This is a genomic window from Nocardia macrotermitis, assembly GCF_009604405.1.
Taxonomy (GTDB): domain Bacteria; phylum Actinomycetota; class Actinomycetes; order Mycobacteriales; family Mycobacteriaceae; genus Nocardia; species Nocardia macrotermitis.
Genome location: NZ_WEGK01000006.1, coordinates 86,725 through 105,366, shown reverse-complemented (window position 1 = coordinate 105,366; position 18,642 = coordinate 86,725). Strand labels below are relative to the sequence as shown.

The following is an 18,642-nucleotide window of genomic DNA, read 5'->3' as shown; positions in this document are numbered from 1 at the left end:
AGTCCAGATGAGCGGCGGTCTGCGAGCGGGGTCGCGCACGGATTTCGCGCCACCGGACCACCCCGAGCCCGGACAGGAGTGCAGCATGGACATGAACGACCTCGTGCTCGTCTCGGTCGACGATCACCTCGTCGAACCGCCCGACATGTTCGAGAACCACATCCCCGCCAGGTACGCCGACGACGTGCCCAAGCTCATCCAGCGCGCGGACGGCACCGACGCCTGGGTGTTCGAGGGCCAGGAGGCGACCAACGTCGGGTTGAACGCGGTGGCGGGCCGCCCGCCGGACGAATACGGCGCCGAACCCACCAAACTCTCCGAAATCCGCGAGGGCTGCTACGACATTCACGAGCGCATTCGCGATATGAACGCCAACGGTGTCGCGGCGGCCCTGAATTTCCCGTCCTATCCGCAGTTCTGCGGGCAGTATTTCGCCCGCGCGCAGGACAAGGATCTGGGCTTGGCGGTACTGCGTGCCTACAACGACTGGCATATCGACGAATGGTGCGGGACCTATCCGGGCCGGATGATTCCGCAGTCGCTACCGCCCATCTGGGATCCCGAACTGATGGCCGCGGAAGTCCGGCGCACCGCGGCGAAGGGCTGCCACGCGGTGACATTCTCCGAGAATCCCACCAAACTGAACTACCCGTCGCTGCACGACCCGCACTGGGATCCGTTCTGGGCCGCGTGCAGCGATACGAACACGGTGGTGAATCTGCACATCGGATCGTCGTCGAGCGTGGTCATCACCTCGATCGACGCCCCCGTCGACGTCATGGTCACCCTGCAACCGATGAGTATCGTGCAGGCCGCCGCGGATCTGATCTGGTCGCCGATGCTGCGCAAATTCCCGGACCTGACATTCGCCCTGTCCGAGGGCGGAATCGGTTGGGTGCCATACTTTCTCGAGCGTATCGACCGGGTCTACAAGATGCATCGCGCGTGGACCCACCAGGATTTCGGCGACAAACTCCCGAGCGAGGTGTTCCTCGACCGCATCGCACTGTGTTTCATCGATGACGGATTCGGGATCGAGGCGCGCGACAAACTCAATCTCGACATGCTCAACTGGGAATGCGATTATCCGCATTCCGATTCCACCTGGCCGGTCGCCCCCGAAACGCTGGCCTTTCATCTCGACGGCGTGCCCGACGATCAGGTGAACAAGATAACCCACCAGAATGCGCTGCGACTCTATTCCTTCGACATGTTCGACCGGCTCGACCGGGACCAGGTGACCGTCGGCGCGCTGCGGGCGCAGGCCACCGACGTGGATCTGGGCTACCGCTCCTCCGAACGGCTCAAGAAGACCGGCACCGATACGGTGACCGTCCTGGATCTGGCCAGGCAGCTGCCGACCTCGTCCTGATCCGAGTCGCGAATTCCGTACCGGCGGCCGGAATGCCGCGGCCGGTACGGAATCACGGCTGGTGATACCGTTGGAGCAAAGAATTGGTATTCCCAGCCGCCGGGCCCGCCGCCGTGCGACGCGCGGGGCGGAGATGTTGTGGAGGTGTTGTGGCGCGTGGTCAGGTGAGCCGCACCGAGGAGGACCGATCCCGCCGCACCGAAATTCTGCAGACCGCGGCATCACTCATCGCATCCTCGGGTTTGCGCACGTCACTACAGGAAATCGCGGACGCCTGCGGCATTCTGCCGGGCAGCCTCTATCACCATTTCGAATCCAAGGAAGCGATTCTGGTCGGCCTGCTCCAGCGTTATCACGCCGCGCTGGATCAGATCGCCCAGCGCACCCTGGACACCCTCGATCGGCCCGATGCCCGCTCCCCCTTCGATCGCATCGCCGACCTGGGCGCGCAGATCGCCGGCTGTGCCGTGGATCACCGTGCGGCACTTCAGATGTCGTTCTACGAGGGCCCCAGTTCGAACCCCACGCTGATCGAGCTGACCCGGCAGCGCCCGACCGCGATCCTGGAGGCCATGTTCCAGACGCTGCGCGCCGCGCGGTGGGCCGGATACCTGCGGGCCGACATCGATCTGCACCTGCTGGCCGACCGGATCACCCAGACCATGCTGCACGTCGGGCTGGATGTCATCCGGCACAACGCGGCCGCGGATCAGGTGGCCCGGCTGTTCTGCCGGATTCTGCTCGAAGGTATCGCCACTGCAACGCATTCCGACGCCGCACTCGACGCGTCCCCGGCCTTCCTGACCGCCGACGCGGTCGTGCGGACCTGGTCCGAGGACCAGGACGACTCCAAGGCCACGCACATCCGCGCGGTCGCCCGGGCCGAATTCGGCCGCCGGGGCTACGAGAGCACGACGATTCGCGATATCGCGGCCGCGGCCGGGCTGGGCACCGGATCGGTGTACCGGGTGATCGGCTCGAAGGAGGAGTTGCTCGCCTCGATCATGCAGTCCTTCGGCGAGAAGGTCGCCGTGGGCTGGACCGATGTGCTGCGTTCGGAATCCTCACCGATCGAGAAGCTCGACGCGCTGAGCTGGATCAACACCAATATGCTCGACCGGTTCGGCGACGAGTTCCGCATCCAGCTGGCCTGGATGCGGCAGTCCCCGCCGGACACCCCGAATCCGGGCTGGCTCTTCGGCAAACGTGTGCGGCAGATGAAAGCGTTGCTGGCCAAGGGAATTCGATCCGGTGAGATCGCGATCGAGAGTCCCTCGGACGAGATGCTGGCCCGCTGCATGATCGGGGTGGCCTGGATTCCGGAGAACATCCTGGGCGAGATCGGCACGCGCGCCTCGCTGATTCACCTGCGCGACACCACACTTCGCGGTGTCGTCGCGCGCGCGGACTGATCGTCGGCGGCCTCCACGAGGTGCTGCGGCGCCGATTCCGCGAGCCTGGGGGCGGCGGATTTCGGCAGATGTTGCGTGGCCGGTTTCGGAATTCGCTGTGCGGCAACCGGACTCGACAGCACCGTATGCGCGACGAGCGCGGCGCGCAGATACCACTGACCGTCCGAGCTGAACGGGTCCACCCCGGTGAGCCGACCGATCCGCTTGAGGCGGTAGTCGAGGGTGTTGGTGTGGATGTTCAGCATCTGGGAGATGCGGCGGCGGGACAGGTCCCCGCGCAGATGCAGCCGCAGCGTCTCCGCGAGATGCGGATGGCTCGACAGCGGATCCAGCAGTGCCGCAAGGTGTTCGCGGCTGCTGCCGGGCCGGGTGAGCTGATATTCCAGGGCCAGATCGGCGAAGGTGTGCCAGCGGCCGGTGCGGCCGAACAGCAGCGCGAGTTCGAGCAGATCGTGCGCCTGCCGGGCCGCGGCCGGGATATCGGGCCGCGCGGCCCACACCCCCGCCGCGGTGACCGGAACCTGTGCGGCAGCGGATAATTCGGACACCAGCGAGGCCGGCGGATCCGCCGCGTCGATAGCCGGAACCAGGATGGTGCCACCGGCCGCGGACAACCGGGGCAGCACCCGGTCGCCGTAGCGTTCGGCCAGTTCGATCCGGATCCGCCGCAACACGGGTTCGGCGGCCGGTGCGGCGCCGGGCGGCACCGACAACGCCACCACCCAGTACGATCCGGCGACCGCGATGCCGCTCTCCCGCGACAATCGCAGCGGATTCTCACCCGACAGCAACGCCCCGGCGAGCGACTGCATCTCCCCCAACCGGCCGTCGCACCAGATCCGGTGATGGATGTCCGCGACCACCGCGGTCGCGGAGATGATGATCTCGACCACGGATTCGGCGTCGCCGGTGAGCGCGGCCGACCGCACGACGCCGCGAACGGCCTCGGTCAGCGACGCCTGTAGCTCGGCATTGAACGCGCGCAGGGTGACCCCGGTGGCCGCCCAGCCGGTGGCCGCGGCCTCCAACTGCCGGATGGCGGCGGAGATACCGTCACCGCACCGCAGGCACTCGATCAGTTCGCGGAAGGCACCCGATACCGCCCGCTCGGCGGCACTACCGCCGGATACAGCTCTCGTCGACATCGAATCGCTTGCTGTAGAAAGGCTTTCGCCTTGTCGTGGGACGCCGCAGCACGCCGGCATCCGGGGACGGCGCGTGATACCCGGCGCCATCGCCCCGCGGCCACCCTTCGGCCGCGTCGTCCAACGATAACGGATCGGCTCCCGAAGTACAACGTCGTATGCAGTAGTTGAGAATTATATTTCCGCAGGCAGCGCGGGTATCTCGACCGAATGCGGGCAGGCAATCCGGCAGCACACGGCACGCCTTCCCGCCCGGATTCGTTGACCAAATATTCGTTCCGCTGTACCGTAACGGGAATGATCGACTTCACCGGCCAGGTCGCCATCGTGACCGGAGCGGGCCGCGGTTTGGGGCGGCTCTACGCGAGGGAACTGGCGGCGCGGGGCGCGGCGGTCGTGGTCAACGATCTCGGCGGCAGCATGCGCGGCGACGGCGCGGACACCGGGGTCGATCTTCGAGGAGGTCTTCGGGATCTGTGAGCGTCTCGGGGTTGATCCGTTGCAGTAGTGACGGTTTCGGTCCAGCACTGCGAACCGGACCGCCGGAGATCACTACCGCGCCGACCGATTCGAGAGTGCCAGCCGCCCGAGTCCGGCCGCATGCGACGACCGGTCGGCCGGAATACGAGCAGCCTGCCAGCGCCGGCCCGCGAACCACCTGCCCGATCTCTTCGGCACGACTGCGCCGAAGAGATTGCGGCACCGCGTATTTCACACGTGGTAGTCGTACCAGCGCAGGTAACCCCCGGCGTCCACATCAGTCGACGGGATATCCGACCGACTTGATCTCGGTGTACTGATCGAATCCGGCCACGCCGTTCTGGCGGCCGACGCCGCTGAACTTGTAGCCGCCGAAGGGGGCGTCGGCGCCGTAGGCGACACCGCCGTTCACGCCGATGAATCCGGCGCGCAGCCGGCGCGCCACCGACATCGAACGCTCGAAGGAGGCGGACATGACGTTGCCCGCCAGGCCGTAGCGGCTGTCGTTGGCGATGCGCACGGCGTCGTCATCGTCGTCGTAGGCGATGACCGCGAGAACCGGGCCGAAGATCTCCTCCTGGGCGATCGTCATACCGTTGTCCACATCCGCGAAAAGTGTTGGGCGGACCCAGAATCCGTGCTCGAACGGCGAGGTATTGCCGCCGACGACCAGTCGCGCGCCTTCCGCGACGCCCTTGTCGATGTAGCCGCGAATCCGGTCCCGCTGCCGCGCGGAGATGACCGGGCCGCACAGGGTCGCGGGATCCTGCGGATCGCCCGGTTCGATGCCGCGGTACATCGCCTCGAGGAATTCCACCCCCTCGGCGTATCGAGCGCGGGGCAGCAGCAGCCGGGTCGGATTGGCGCAGCCCTGCCCGGCGTGCAGGCAGGGGGCGAGTCCGAGCAGCAGCGCCTGGCCGAAGTCGGCGTCGTCCAGCACGATGCTCGCGGATTTGCCGCCCAGTTCCAGGAACAGGCGTTTCATGGTGGCCGCGCCCTTCTCCATGATGCGCTGGCCGACCGCCGTGGAACCGGTGAAGGAGATCAGATCGACCTGTGGGGAGAGCGTGAGCTGTTCTCCCACAAGGTGATCGGCGGCGGTGACGATATTGACCACGCCCGGCGGGAAGTCGGTGTGTTCGGCGATGAGCCGACCGATGCGGGTCGCGTTGAACGGGGTGTCGGGCGCGGGTTTGAGGACCACGGTGTTACCGGCGGCCAGCGCCTGCGCGAGTTTGTGGATGCTCACCTCGAAGGGGAAATTCCAGGGCACGATCGCGCCGACGACGCCGACCGGCTCCCGCCACACCACCCGTTTGGTCTCGCGGCCGGTCACCGGGACGTACATATCGCCGAGATCGGTCTCCCACGGATAGTCGTCGATGAGTTTGGCCGGAACCTTCAGCGCGTCGGACAGCGGGGCGTCGAGTTGCGGGCCGAAGGTGATCGCCCGGGGGCAGCCCGCTTCGGCGATCAGCTCCTCCCGCAACGCTTCTCGGTCGTTCTCCAGCGCGTCCTGAAGTTGTTCGAGGCAGCGTCGGCGCAGGGCGCGATCGGTGGACCAGTCGGTGTGGTCGAAGGCGCTGCGTGCTGCGGCGATGGCCCGCCGCATATCGGCGGGTGAGGCGTCGGCGACCTCGCCCAGCACCTGCTCGGTGGCCGGGTTGATGACCGGGAAGCGACCCGCCTCGCCGTCGGTGAGGCGGCCGTCGATGAGCATGCGGGGTTCGAAATCTGTTGTCGCCGTGTCGGACATGGGCTTCTGCTTTCTCGGCTGGGCGGGTGCCGCATCGACTCGTGCGGCACCGGTGGGTGGTGATGTGCCGGAAATCGGCACGTGGACAACGGGATACCGGAGATCACTCCTGGAGGTAGGCGTCGATCACGGCGGTGAGGTTCGCGGCGACCAACGGGTCGTCGGTGAGTGGTCCGGCGATGGCGGCGCGGGCGGCATCGCCGGGGGCAAGACCCTCGGCGATGAGTTTGGCCGCGCTGATCAGGACCCGGGTCGAAGCGACCTCGCGCAGTCCGGGGGCGTCGGCCTGACGGACGGCGCGGCCGATGCGGACCAGTTGCGCGGCGGCGCGCTGATCGGCGGCGGCCTCGACGGCGATGATCTTCTCCTCGATTTCCGCTGGGGGATAACCCAATTCGATGGCGATCATGCGCTGGCGAGTGGAATCCTTGAGATCCTTGAGGACGCTCTGATATCCGGGGTTGTAGGAGACCACCAGGCAGAACCCTTCGGCGGCATCGAGAGTCACCCCGAGCCGGTCGATGGGGAGCTGGCGGCGATGATCGGCCAGCGGGTGCAGGACCACGGTGGTGTCCTGCCGGGCCTCGACCACCTCGTCGAGATAGCAGATCGCGCCCTCGCGCACGGCCCTTGTCAGCGGGCCGTCGACCCAGCGGGTTTCCCCGCCCTGCAACAGGTATCGGCCGACCAGGTCGGCGGTGGACAGGTCGTCGTGGCAGGCCACGGTGATGAGCGGACGTCCGGCCTGGTGGGCCATGGCCTCCACGAATCGGGTCTTACCGCAGCCGGTCGGACCCTTGAGCATGATCGGCAGGCCCTGCCGGAAGGCCGCGAGGAAGACTCGTTCCTCGTTGCCGACCGGTACATAGTAGGGGCGAACGGAGGTCTCCATCTCGTCCTGACCTTTCTCGGTAGTCTTCCGGGATTGCTTGCGCGACAGCACTATCGATGTTTCACGACGCGCGTGCCCGGGATATCCGTCGACGCAGATCCGCGGAGCGCAACGCATCCCGGAACAGTGGTGCGACCACCTGCGACACCTCCCCCGGGTGCGCGACGGCGGCGTGCGCGGCGGTGCCGAAAACTCTTCGCAGCGCATCGGTTTCGGTCTCCGATCCGACACTCATGCAGACGCATCCGATGCCCTGGCGGCGCGCCTCGGACAGTGCGCGCCGGGCGTCGGACTCGGCGTACGCACCTTCGTAGCCGTGGTCGTAGGCGAGGCCGTCGGACAGCACTACCAGTAGTGTTCTTGCGGCGGAACGATATTCGCCCGCGATGGTCGTGCCGTGGCGGATCGCCGCACCCATTCTCGTGTAGGCCGCGGGCTCCAGTGCCGCGAGTCTGCGCAGTGCGGCGGCGTCCAGTGGATCGTCGAATCGCTTGACCCGCAATGCCCGGACCGCCGATCGGCCCTGGGAGTAGAACCCATAGAGCGACACCCGATTACCCAGCGCGTGCAGCGCCGAAGTCAGCATCAGGGCCGCGGTGCGCTGCTGATCGTGCACGGTGCCGCCGGAGATGCTCGGCAGCGCGGCCGAGCCGGAGATGTCGAGCAGTACGACCACTGCCAGATCCGGTGTGCACCTGACGCTTTCGATGTAGACCGCGCCGTCCGGTGATGCGCCCGACAGTAGTTGCACGCGTTCGTCCACCACCGCGTCCACGTCGATGTCGTCGCCCTGCATGCGGCGATGCTTGTGATCGAGGCTCGAGCGCAAACGGGCCAGGGCGCGCATCAGGGCGTTGCTCACGGGGGCGAGCGGGATCGGGTGGTCTCCGGGACGGGGATCGGATTCGGCGACCGTGCACCAGCCGGGCCGGTATCGGCGGCGGTGGACGTCCCATTCCGGATAGGACAGCCCGTCGCGACGGAGGTCGGCCACGGCATCGGCCGCGATCGGGGTACCGGTGCCGCCGGTGTTGATGCGGCCCGGTTTCACCAGTGCCCGAGCCGATTTCGGGACACCACCGCCGGTGATGCCGCCTTCGGATTCCCGGCCGAGGCTCAGCATTCGGCGGAACAGCCGGGCCAGCGGTCCCTGCCCGCCGACCACATTGTCGAACAGCGCGGGCAGCTTGCCGCCGGACTCATCGTCGTCCTGCTCGTCCGGCGATTCGTCCTCGGGATCGGCCGAGTCGGGCGGCCGGGCGTCGGGGGCCGCTCGTTCGGCGAGCTTCTCCTGCGCGGTCAACAGTCGCTTGGGATGAATCGCGCCGAACTCCCGCGGCGGATCGTCCAGCGGGTGTTTACCCATCGCGAGCGCCAATGATGTTGCAGCGCAATCGGACAGCTCGGCGGTCTCCGGATCGAACAGCGACCCGGCCACGACCGGCAGCAGATCGGCGTTTGCGGCCAGCGCGCGATGCCCCTCCAGCAGCAGATACCGCTGGAGTACCGGAAACGGCCGTCGCACGAGCCGCCGCACCACCTCGGAGTCGAAACTCCCCGCGGCGACCATCGACGCCTGCACCGCTATCGCCGTAATCTGCTCGGGCACAGTCGATTCGGCGTCGAGGAAGATCACCCGGCCATCGGTCCAGGCTCGCTCCCCCACCGGCCCGGGAGCGACCCGCAACGCCGCTCCCGCCACTCCCGCCGCCAGCAGTCCGAATCGTGCTGGACCGACCGGTGTTTCAGCCAGGTCAGCCGCCATGCCTTGATCCATCCGCACTCGAGCCTCCGCGTCGATCCCGCCGCGGCAGATCGGCCGGGGAGAGCGTCACGGCCTCGCCCCGCTCATGCCGGCGATCACCCGTCCGCACACTCACACCGCTCACCTCGTGCCCCCGCACCGCCCGCCATCGGCGGGCATGCTCACGTCCGGACGACCGGATTGTGCGCTCTCCCAACCCGCCCAGATCCCCGCCGAATACGGCCCGGGTTGTCCGCTCTTCTCGTAGAACCCTTGCGGGTCATAGACTTTCGCCTCCGGGAACGGCCACGGGCAGGCGACCGAGGTGGCCGCGCCGCTGTCCCGGATGACGGCGAAGCCGCCGCCGTAGCAGAAGTAGGCGATATTGATCAGGATGAACATCACCGTGAACGCGCCCAGCGTGGGACGGTTCCGGAATATCCGCGCCCGGTGTGCGAGTCGCTCGGCGACCGTGCGTCCGGTGTCGTCGCGGTACAGCAGCACCGCGGCCGGTATCATCACGACCGTGACCAGCGCGGATTCCCAGATCAGCGGGAACTGGTAGGGCTTGCCGGTGAACAGCGAGCCGAACGGGATGACCTGCGTGTAGATGTACAGCTGGGTCCGCACCAGGAAACATTCCAGAATGGCGTCGAAGACGAACCCGATCACCAGGGTCAGCGCGGCCAGGCTCCACAGCGGATGCCGCGCGACGAACGAATCGTGCGAACGGCGCGCCTGCAACCGGCGCAGCACCCAGATCGCGGGGAAGTAGGGACCGAGATAGAAAGTGGCATAACCGATCACGATGAACGGCTCGACCGTGGGCGACAGCGAAACCAGCGGCCAGTGCACCGGCCAATGCCACAGCTGCGGGTTGTACGCGGCGTACGGCGCCCAGTTCATGATCGGGTCCTGCCAGACGATCGCGGTGGTCACCAGCGTCATCAACAGCACCGGATGGGCGGGATAGCGTCGCCAGGCCAGCACGACGGCGGTCACCAGGACCACCATCATCACCACGGTCCCGATCTCGTTCACCGCCACCCAGTGATTCCACCCGAACAGCGGCGGCACCGGGCGAGGCGCACCGCTCACCGCGGGGTTCGCGATCCGGGGATCATCGGCGCCGCGGCTCGCGTGGGCCGCGATGACGGCCAGCAGCGCGACGACCAGGACGGTGATCCCCGCCGTGACGAGACGACGCGAGGTACCGCCCGGTGCGGGCGGGCTGTCCGGCGAGGTGCCGGTCCGGAGTTCCTCCGGGGCGCTCACGGCACTACTCCTGCCCGAATCGCGCGACCAGGCGTGAGGTCACGCCGTCCGGATCCAGTTGCCGCGCAACGAGATAGCCCGCACCCATCCAGCCGCGCCGGGTCCACTTCCCGAACGAGAGCCGGGTGCCGGGCGCACCGGCCGCGGCGGGCAGCATCTTGACCCGCTCGAGCGCCTCGGCGACCCCGCGCGGGGACAGCGGATGCGCGTCGGCGAAGGCGTGCAGCAGGACGGTCGCGACGTCGTGGTTCACCACGGGCACGCAGTACTGCGGACGACGTCCGGCATCGGCCTCGTAGACGTCCAGGAAGCGTTGTCCCACAAGGTTTCCCTCGTCGTACTGGTCCACGCCGGTCCAGCCGAGGAAGGCGTTCCACAGCAGCCCGTTGATCCAGGCGTTCTGGAACGCGGTGCCCATGAACCGCGGCGGATCCCAATTCAGCGCGGCCAGTGCAGGATTCACCATCGCGACGCCGAATCCGAAGCCGCAGTGCACGATCGCGTGGGCCTTCGCCTCGTGCAGCGCGCGCACCTCCTCGCTGATGTCCTGTGCGGTCTGCGGGATGGCGACCTCGGCGACGATGCGAATTCCCTCCTCGCGGCAGGCTTTCCGGAAATTCCGGATGTAGCTCTCGCCGACCAGGGACCGTTCCACCAGCGCGCCGACCTCGGTGTGCCCGCCCTTGGCCAGCAGTTGCGCCCAGAACACGGGTTCGTCGGTCATCGAGCCCTGCGGCAGCGCGAAGGTCCATTCGCCGAGCCAGTCGTCCGATCCGCAGACGTTGATCGCCGGGACGCGGAATCGGCGTTCGATCTCCTCGCGCATGGGCACGGCGTTCTCGGTGATGTGCGGGCCGAATACGGCCAGGCACCCCTCGTCCACCAGTTCCCCGTACGCGTCGATCACCGCCTTCACCGACCCCTTCGGTAGCCCCTCGACCTCGCGGAACACGATCTCGACGGGACGATCGATCAGACCCCGCCGCTGTCCCTCCGCGAAGACCAGATGGAAGGGGCGAACCAGGTCGTCCCGCATATCCGGCGGAAAACTCTCGGGGAGGCGGAAGTCGAACAGATAGCCGAGTTTGATGGGCTCGGCAGTGCTTTCGTAGGCCACGTGTATCTCCGTCTGCCAGGGCGCTCGAGCAGCGAACCTAAAATTCGTTCCACATGTTACGGAGGCCGGACGGCCGTCGTCAACGGTCGGCATCAACCGGTATGAACGGGTATTGACCGACCATCCAGGGATCCGTACGCTTCGGAACGAATATTTGGTCTTTCCGAGGAGGGTTCGTGGATACACACGTCGAGACCACCGCAGACCAGGCCCCGAACGGGCGCGCGGCCGGTGACGACAGCGCCTTCGAGGTGTTCGACGACGATGTCGCGGGCGATGTCCGCGACCCCTATCCGGAACTGGCCGCCGCCCGCCGCGCCCATCCGGTGCAGCGCCTGGACACCTCGAACATGCCGCACGCCGACGACGCGGCGGTGTTCTTCGTCTACGGCTACGACGACATTCTCGAAGTGCTGCGCGATGGCAGGACCTACTCCTCGGCCCACATCATCGACATGCTCATGGGCGACATCATGGGCAAACACATCATTCTGGGGATGGACGACCCCGAACACCGGCGTTATCGGGCGCTGGTGTCCACCGCGTTCCGGCAGAAGGCGCTGGCGAACTGGGAGGAACGGCTCATCGAGCCGGTCGCGGACGAGCTGATCGACCGGTTCGCCGACCGCGGCCGGGCCGATCTGGTCACCGAGTTCACCTTCCCGTTCCCCACGCTGGTGACCGCCGGGATGCTCGGGCTGCCGCGCGAGGATCTGCGACGGTTCCAGCGCTGGTCGATCGCCATTCTGGGGTTCCACACCAACCGGGAGCGCGCGATCGTCGCCTCGCAGGAGGTCAAGGAGTATCTGGCGGAAATCCTCGCCGAACGTCGTCGCGAACCGCGCGAGGACCTCATCAGCGATCTGTCCCGGGCGGAGCTGGACGGGGAGAAGCTGAGCGACGAGGAGATCTTCTCCTTCCTGCGGCTGCTGCTGCCCGCCGGAATCGAGACGACCTACCGTTCAACCGGAAATATGTTGTACTCCTTGCTGTCTCGCCCTGATCAGTTGCAGGCGCTGCGCGAGAATCGGGCACTCGTCCCCCGCGCGGTGGAGGAGTCGATCCGCTACGAGACGCCGCTGCTGAACATCACCCGCATGGCCACCACCAGTACGGTGCTGCACGATGTGCCCATTCCGCAGGGTTCGACGGTGATGCTCATGCTCGCCGCGGCCAATCGCGACGAGAGCCGGTGGCACGATCCGGATGATTTCGACATCTTCCGCGCGCCCCGCCCGCACATGTCCTTCGGGCAGGGATCGCACAACTGTCTGGGAATTCACCTGGCCCGCACCGAAATGCGGCTGGCGCTGGAGAAGCTGCTGGACAAGCTGCCGAATCTGCGGCTGGATCCCGAGGCGGACGATCCGCACATCCGCGGTCAGGTCTTCCGCTCCCCCACCGCGCTGCCGGTGCTGTTCGGCTGATCATGGATTTCACACTGCCGCAAGCGGTTCGGGAGTTCCGGGCGGAGTTGCGCGATTGGCTGGCGTCGTATCTCACCGCGGAGGTGATCGCGGCCGGCGGGCACGTCGCGAGCGATCCGGCGGCCTTCGAGCTCGTACGCGGCTGGAACGCCCTGCTCGCCGACCATCGCTGGGCCGCGGTGAGCTGGCCGGAGGAATTCGGCGGCCGGGGCGCCGGATTGCTCGAACAGATGGTGTACGTCGAGGAGACCGTGCGAGCGCGAGCTCCCATGCCGCTCAACGTGATCGGGATGAACAATATCGCCCCGGCGATCATGCGGTACGGCACGCCGGAGCAGCAGCGCACCCTGCTGCCCCGGATGATGCGCGCGCAGGAGATCTGGTGTCAGGGCATGTCCGAACCCGAGGCCGGATCCGATCTGGCCTCGCTGCGCACCCGGGCGGTGCGCGAAGGTGCGGAGTTCGTGATCACCGGGCAGAAGATCTGGACCTCGCTGGGGCATCATGCCGATCGTTGTCAGTTGTTCGTGCGGACCGATCCGGAAGCTCCCAAGCACCAGGGGATTTCGTGTCTGATCGTGGATATGTCGCTGCCCGGCATCCAGGCGCGGCCGCTGGCCACGCTCACCGGCGACTCCGATTTCGCCGAGTTGTTCTTCGACGAGGTCCGAGTGCCCGCGACGGCGTTGCTCGGGCCGCTGCACCAGGGCTGGCAGGTGGCCACGACGACCTTGAGTCATGAACGGGCCAATGCGGCAAGGCTTTACAGCGAGTTGGGCGTTCGGCTGGAGGATCTGGTTCGCGATGTGGTCGAGGAATCATCCGGAAGTGCCGCGGCACTGGATGATCCGGTCACGCTGCATCGGCTGGGCGGTTTGGAGGTGCGCAGCGCGTTCCTCCGGATCCTGTGCCAGCGCGGGATATCGGCGAGCCTGGCCGGGAATACGTCGTTCGATTCGGCGAGCCTGGCCAAGACGGTGTGGGGTGAGCTCGGTCAGGACATCGCCGCGCTGGGGTTCGATCTGCTCGGACCCCATGGCGCACAGGGGCGTTGGGCCCGCCAGCGACTGGCCGCCCGCGCACTCACCATCGCCGGGGGAACGACACAGATCAACAAGAACATCACCGCACGCCGCATCCTGGGACCGATCGAACGATGAACCTCGAACTCACCCCCGAACAGCTGGCGCTACGAGATTCGGTGCGACGTTGCCTGAAAGCCGGTGCGGACCTGAGCAACTCGACATCGGATGCTCGAGGCCACGATTCCCTTGCCGGGCTCGATCTGGCGGGTCTGTTGATTCCGGAGAGCCACGGCGGCGCGGGCGCGTCGATGGTCGACGCCGGTGTGGTCCTGGAGGAGATCGGCCGCGCCTTGGATTCCGGACCGTGGCTGTCGTCTTCGGTCGCCGTACCGCGTGTCATCGCGCGAGCAGGAGTAACTGACAGCGCTGCAACACTTCTCACCGCAATAGCCAACGGCTCAACGACCGCTACCATCGGGCTGTCCGGAGCCCACGAGCCGACCGTGCGAGCCACATTCGACAGGCCCGAACCCGCGAGGCACCCGGACGACCCTGTCACGCTGGACGGCAGTATCGCCGAAATTCCCGACGCAGACATCGCCCAGACGCTGCTCGTCGTCGCACGTCACGGCACCAACCTCGGCCTATTCACAGTCGAAATCCCCACAGCTGGTGCTGAATTCGAACAGTTACCCAGCCTTAGCCGCCCACTGTGCCGCGCCACCCTATACAACGCCCCGGCCCGATACCTCGGCGAAATTACAACCGAATCCCTCAGCGCCGCAACCGATGACATCCTCATCGCCACCGCCACCGACGCCCTGGGCGCGGCCCAGGCCCTGTTCGATCTGACCATCGACCACACCCGCACCCGCCGACAATTCGACCGCCCGATCGCCGCCTTCCAAGCGGTACAACACCTGTGCGTCGACATGTACGAAACCATCGAATTGACCCGTGGCGGCGTACTTCACGGACTCTGGGCCGCGGATACGGCCCCACACACCGACCACCACCTCGCCGCGATCCGCCTCAAGGCATTCTCCGCCGAACTCGCCACCGTCGCCGAAACCGCCATCCAGATCTTCGGCGGCATCGGCTACACCTGGGAACACCCCGCCCACCGCTACCTCGAACGCCTCCTGTCCTGGACCGCGTTCCTCGGCCACCCCGACCGATACCTCCGGGAAATCGGCCACGAACTCACCACATCGATCGAACCGACCGGTCCCCCACCACACCCCTGAACCCATTCGCCCCGAACAGCATTCACCCCCGATACACCGTGCTCCCCTCCACCGGCCGGGTACTGCTGACCAATTTCGCGAAGCAGTGATCCGCCGAGAAGCCGTTGCCGTCACACCACGAATTCGCACCGGCGGAATCGGCAAAACTCGTCCCGGCGACCGTGATCCAGTAATCGCGACCGCTGAACGTGCTCCACTCCCCGGACCACAGCAGCCGCGCCCCCGGATATTTCGCGCGCAACTCCCGATGTTCCCGCAGAATCGCGATGTTGTCCCAGGTCAGACCATCTGCCACGAGTCCGGGACGCTTGGTGCTGAGTTGCGGGATCCAGCGATCCGCGAGCTGTCCGGCAACGACCGGCCGGTCCACGTCCGCGATCCGGCGCAACTCGTCGGCGGCCGCCGCGTCGGACTCGATCGCCGTCGTCGTCGGGGCCGAGGTCACCTCCGGTGCGGCGGCGTACTGCGACATCGGGGACGAGACGGTCGCGCGGCCCGCGTCGACCACGTGCCGGGTACTCCCGCCGGTCACGATCAGCACGACTCCGGTCACCGCGATCAGCACGATCGTCCCCAGGACACCCACGGCGATGTCCTGTCCGAGACCACGTCCGGTGGCCCGCGAGTCGTTCACAGCTCTTCGATGTCGACGAGTCCGTCCTGGAGGGCCCGAGCCACCAGGGCGGCCTTGGTGGAGGCCGGGCGCTCGACGGCGGCGTATTTGCCGCGAATACGGGACAAATGGGTGTTGACCGTGCCGAGCGAGATGTAGAGGCGGCGGCCGACTTCCACCTTCGAATCGGAGGCGAGCCATGCCAGCAGCACCTCGACCTCGCGGCGGCTCAACGACGGTCGATCGGACAGGCCGGGCGACGGATTCATGGCCGGATCCCTTCTGCTGCCGAGTACCGCACTCGGACAATGCCATTCGGCAGGCATTCACCATGAAAACGCAGGCAGGCCATCAGATCACTCCGCCCGCCGGACCGACCCGGCTCGCGTGAGAGCATTTGCTCTCACGCGGCGCGTAACAACGCGGCTATCGGACCGGATCATCCCCCCGAGCGGGTGCGCGTACCCCCGCGGTGAATCCTGGGGAAGGACCAGCATGTCCGCTGACGATCGAGTGATCACCGACCTTCTGGTGCAGACCGGCCTGCAACTCGTGATCGAGTCACCCGACCGGCTGCTCGACGGTGGGCTACGCACCGAAGAGGTGATCAACCAGGCGAATTCCGCGCATGCGACGTTCTATCGGAAGTTCGGCACCCGTTCCCGATACGTCGAGGAGGTGCTGATCCGCCTGGTCGAATCCACACCGCCGCTGCCGGTCGACGTGCGCGAACCGGTCCGAGCCGCCCTGGCAGCGGTGGACGGCGACCGCCGCCGCGCCCTGGACATGGTGGTACAGCAGCATTTCGACCGGGTCTTCGACGACAATGCCGGCGCCCACCGATTACTGGCGGCCGCCTGCGGCCCGGCCACCCAGCGCACCGCCGCGGCGATGCTCGCGGCACACCGCCGCAGCGACGCCATCGTGCTGGAGATCTTCGACCTGCTGTTCGCCCAGAGCGGCGCGACCTTCCGAAAACCGCTGACCGCCAAGAGTTTCGGGGTCATGCTGACCGCACTCATCGACGGTCTGGTGCTCCGGCACCGCACCGACCCGCAGGCGGTCACACCCGAACTGGTCACCGATGCCGTTCTGACCGTGTTGAATTCGTCGGTCGGCAGCACCCAGCCGCACACCCACATCGACGACGCACTCGCCGCGATCACCCGCTCCCACAACCACACCCGAACACTGCCGCCCGAACCCCGCGCGGCCCTGCTGGAAGCGGCCCGCCGGGAATTCACCAAGCGCGGCTACTTCATGACCTCCATGAAAACCATTGCCGCCGAGGCAGGTGTCCCACCCGACGCCGCGTACCGCATCTTCCCGACCAAGGCCCACATCATCGCGGGCGCACTCAAACCCGCGTACGAGACACTGCGCCAGGGAATCGAGGACGATCTGGCCCTGGGTCGCGACGAAATCGCCGTGCTGGAGAACCATTTCCTGCGTTGCGCGCGGCTGGTGGTGGCCGAGCGGGCGCTGATGGACGCCCTGATGGCCGTGGTCGCCCATGACACCTACGCCGAGCCCGAGGGGTTGATATCGATCAAGCGGGAGTTGAGCTTTCCCGCTCTGCTGGCCCCGGTCATCGCCCAGGGCCAGCAGAGCGGGGTCTTCGCGGACGACCAACCGGCCGTCGAGTTGGCCGCGCTGCTGACCAATACGCTGCTGCTGCGCTGCTTCACCCGCCGCAACGTGAGCCCGGAGCAGAACGCGGCGTTCGTCTCCGGGCTCACGATCAACGGATTACGCAAGAGCTGACGGCGGGATCAGCTCTCTCCCAACTCCGCTCGCATCCACGCCACTGCCATGTCCAGCCACTGCGCGAAATGACCTGTCGCGCAGTGGTCGTCGCCCGGATACAGGCGCAGCACGCCGAACCGGGTCGCGTCCGCGAGCTCGATCGAGTCCCGTACGTCGACCACGCTGTCTGCGCTGCCGTCCACCACGAGCAGCGGTATCGCGATGCGCCGGTACAGTTTCCGCAGCGAGAGCCGGGACAGCGCGCGGCCCAGGCCGAGCGGCCCGCGCGCCCCGGTGACATCACACAGGGTGCGCACCATGATCGCCGGAGCCCCGATCGCCGCGGCCGGTCCGAAACCACGATGCGTCGGCGCGCCACAGGCCACCGCGCACCGCAGTCGCGATTCGACCGCGGCCATCCGGGCCGCCCAGTATCCGCCGAAACTGGTGCCCAGCATGGCGATCCGGTCCGCGTCCACCCGCGGATGGGCCGCGAGATGATCCAGGACCGCCGTGAAGACGCGCTCGGACTCGATGGACATGGGACGTTGTGCGGTGTGGGTTCCGGGCAGATCCATCACCACGAAGCCGAGACCGGAGTTCCGGTGCGGTAACAGCGGCAGCAGCAGTTCCAGTGCCGAGCCGTCGAGACCGTTGGTGACCAGAACCGTTGCCCGACAATCCTTTCCGATCGGAAACATCGCCCACAGGCGGACCCGTTCACCGTCGGCCACCAGATCGGTGACCTCGAGGGTGATGCCGAGTTCCGCGGCGAGCGGCTCGACGAGCACGCGAAACAGGCGCTGTGCCCGCGCATATGCCGCTCGCCGCGCCGGTGAGCGGCCCGGCCAGGCGGCGATCAGGTGATAGCCGACGGCGGTACGCAGGGCACCGACCGCCCGGGTCGCCCACAGCAGCCGCTCGTCCAGCGCGCCGCCGACCGCGCGGGATCGGACGAAGCGCTCGACTTCCGCTGTGGTGGGCGGGGATTCGCGCTCGGCGAGGAACTGCGCCGCCGGGCCCGGCAACGCGGCGGATCCGGATCGCGACATCGCGGCCACGCTCACCGGGGTCACGCCGGACGCGACGGCCAGATCGTGCAACAGCGCATCTGCCTGTGCCACATGATGTTCGGCGATACCGGTCCAGTACTCGCACCATTCGCGATCGGCGAACGAGCGGGCGCCGTCCAGCTGTGCGGCCAGCCGTGCCGGTGGTACACCGGCCAGGCGGGCCCAGCGCGGCACGAAGACCTCCGGCAGTACCGCGCGTGCCCCGGCACGCCGGACCACCGGCCCGGTCGTGCCGGTGAGCGTGCAGAGCGTCGCACGCAGGCGAGTGGACAGCTTCATCGCCGAACTCCCTTCCGCGCCCGGGTCCGTCGCACTACG

Annotated in this window: 15 protein-coding genes and 1 pseudogene; 7 read left to right on the top strand and 9 right to left on the bottom strand. The window is 67.3% G+C overall.

Going from position 1 to position 18,642, the window contains the following annotated elements:
- The first annotated feature begins 85 nt into the window (after window positions 1-85).
- Together NRB20_RS16010 and NRB20_RS16005 are read left to right on the top strand one after the other, a co-directional pair.
- Window positions 86-1,372 (top strand): amidohydrolase family protein, encoded by a 1,287-nt coding sequence (locus NRB20_RS16010; RefSeq protein WP_153410936.1) that lies wholly within the window; start codon window positions 86-88, stop codon window positions 1,370-1,372.
- A 149-nt stretch (window positions 1,373-1,521) separates the two neighbouring features.
- Entirely contained in the window at window positions 1,522-2,784 is a 1,263-nt protein-coding gene (locus NRB20_RS16005) for a TetR/AcrR family transcriptional regulator (protein WP_319944978.1), read from the top strand.
- Here the strand turns inward: NRB20_RS16005 and NRB20_RS16000 are convergent.
- Complete coding sequence (locus NRB20_RS16000) at window positions 2,736-3,929, bottom strand: PucR family transcriptional regulator (RefSeq protein WP_194289878.1); 1,194 nt, start codon at window positions 3,927-3,929, stop codon at window positions 2,736-2,738. The genes NRB20_RS16005 and NRB20_RS16000 overlap by 49 nt on opposite strands.
- A 297-nt stretch (window positions 3,930-4,226) precedes the next feature.
- On the opposite strand from NRB20_RS16000, the pseudogene NRB20_RS15995 reads away from it, so the two are divergent.
- Window positions 4,227-4,379, top strand: a pseudogene (locus tag NRB20_RS15995) (SDR family NAD(P)-dependent oxidoreductase); the annotation flags it as partial.
- Between the two features lie 307 nt (window positions 4,380-4,686).
- Here the strand turns inward: NRB20_RS15995 and NRB20_RS15990 are convergent.
- The 5 genes from NRB20_RS15990 to NRB20_RS15970 all read right to left on the bottom strand — a co-directional run bounded on the left by NRB20_RS15990 (window position 4,687) and on the right by NRB20_RS15970 (window position 11,193).
- On the bottom strand, window positions 4,687-6,129 hold the full coding sequence (locus NRB20_RS15990) for an aldehyde dehydrogenase family protein (RefSeq protein WP_153411126.1): 1,443 nt from the start codon (window positions 6,127-6,129) through the stop codon (window positions 4,687-4,689).
- 139 nt (window positions 6,130-6,268) lie between these two features.
- Complete coding sequence (locus tag NRB20_RS15985) at window positions 6,269-7,057, bottom strand: CbbQ/NirQ/NorQ/GpvN family protein (RefSeq protein ID WP_153410933.1); 789 nt, start codon at window positions 7,055-7,057, stop codon at window positions 6,269-6,271.
- A 61-nt stretch (window positions 7,058-7,118) separates the two neighbouring features.
- The gene (locus NRB20_RS15980) at window positions 7,119-8,822 is read right to left on the bottom strand and encodes a nitric oxide reductase activation protein NorD (protein WP_153410932.1); all 1,704 of its coding nucleotides are present in this window, start codon (window positions 8,820-8,822) and stop codon (window positions 7,119-7,121) included.
- 120 nt (window positions 8,823-8,942) lie between these two features.
- Entirely contained in the window at window positions 8,943-10,076 is a 1,134-nt protein-coding gene (locus NRB20_RS15975; protein WP_319944977.1) for a spirocyclase AveC family protein, read from the bottom strand.
- Between the two features lie 4 nt (window positions 10,077-10,080).
- The gene (locus NRB20_RS15970; RefSeq protein ID WP_319944976.1) at window positions 10,081-11,193 is read right to left on the bottom strand and encodes an ABC transporter substrate-binding protein; all 1,113 of its coding nucleotides are present in this window, start codon (window positions 11,191-11,193) and stop codon (window positions 10,081-10,083) included.
- A gap of 251 nt (window positions 11,194-11,444) precedes the next feature.
- Here NRB20_RS15970 and NRB20_RS15965 point away from each other — a divergent pair, with 251 nt between their 5' ends.
- Genes NRB20_RS15965 through NRB20_RS15955 form a run of 3 tightly spaced genes read left to right on the top strand, consistent with a single transcriptional unit; the run spans window position 11,445 to window position 14,892 of the window.
- Complete coding sequence (locus NRB20_RS15965; RefSeq protein WP_319945037.1) at window positions 11,445-12,620, top strand: cytochrome P450; 1,176 nt, start codon at window positions 11,445-11,447, stop codon at window positions 12,618-12,620.
- 2 nt (window positions 12,621-12,622) lie between these two features.
- Entirely contained in the window at window positions 12,623-13,780 is a 1,158-nt protein-coding gene (locus tag NRB20_RS15960; protein WP_153410930.1) for an acyl-CoA dehydrogenase family protein, read from the top strand.
- Window positions 13,777-14,892, top strand: a complete 1,116-nt coding sequence (locus NRB20_RS15955) for an acyl-CoA dehydrogenase family protein (protein ID WP_153410929.1) — start codon at window positions 13,777-13,779, stop codon at window positions 14,890-14,892. The genes NRB20_RS15960 and NRB20_RS15955 overlap by 4 nt, the downstream gene beginning before the upstream one ends.
- Window positions 14,893-14,914: 22 nt before the next feature.
- Here the strand turns inward: NRB20_RS15955 and NRB20_RS15950 are convergent, their stop codons facing one another.
- Both NRB20_RS15950 and NRB20_RS15945 read right to left on the bottom strand, forming a co-directional pair.
- Entirely contained in the window at window positions 14,915-15,526 is a 612-nt protein-coding gene (locus NRB20_RS15950) for a hypothetical protein (protein WP_153410928.1), read from the bottom strand.
- Window positions 15,523-15,774, bottom strand: coding sequence for a LuxR C-terminal-related transcriptional regulator (locus NRB20_RS15945; RefSeq protein WP_153410927.1), 252 nt, complete (start codon window positions 15,772-15,774; stop codon window positions 15,523-15,525). The genes NRB20_RS15950 and NRB20_RS15945 overlap by 4 nt, the downstream gene beginning before the upstream one ends.
- Window positions 15,775-16,000: 226 nt before the next feature.
- Here NRB20_RS15945 and NRB20_RS15940 point away from each other — a divergent pair, with 226 nt between their 5' ends.
- Entirely contained in the window at window positions 16,001-17,269 is a 1,269-nt protein-coding gene (locus tag NRB20_RS15940; RefSeq protein WP_227833569.1) for a TetR/AcrR family transcriptional regulator, read from the top strand.
- An 8-nt stretch (window positions 17,270-17,277) separates the two neighbouring features.
- On the opposite strand, the gene NRB20_RS15935 is transcribed toward NRB20_RS15940, so the two are convergent.
- A complete protein-coding gene (locus tag NRB20_RS15935) occupies window positions 17,278-18,603 on the bottom strand; it encodes an alpha/beta hydrolase family protein (protein ID WP_153410926.1) in 1,326 nt (441 codons plus the stop codon).
- Between the last annotated feature and the right edge of the window lie 39 nt (window positions 18,604-18,642).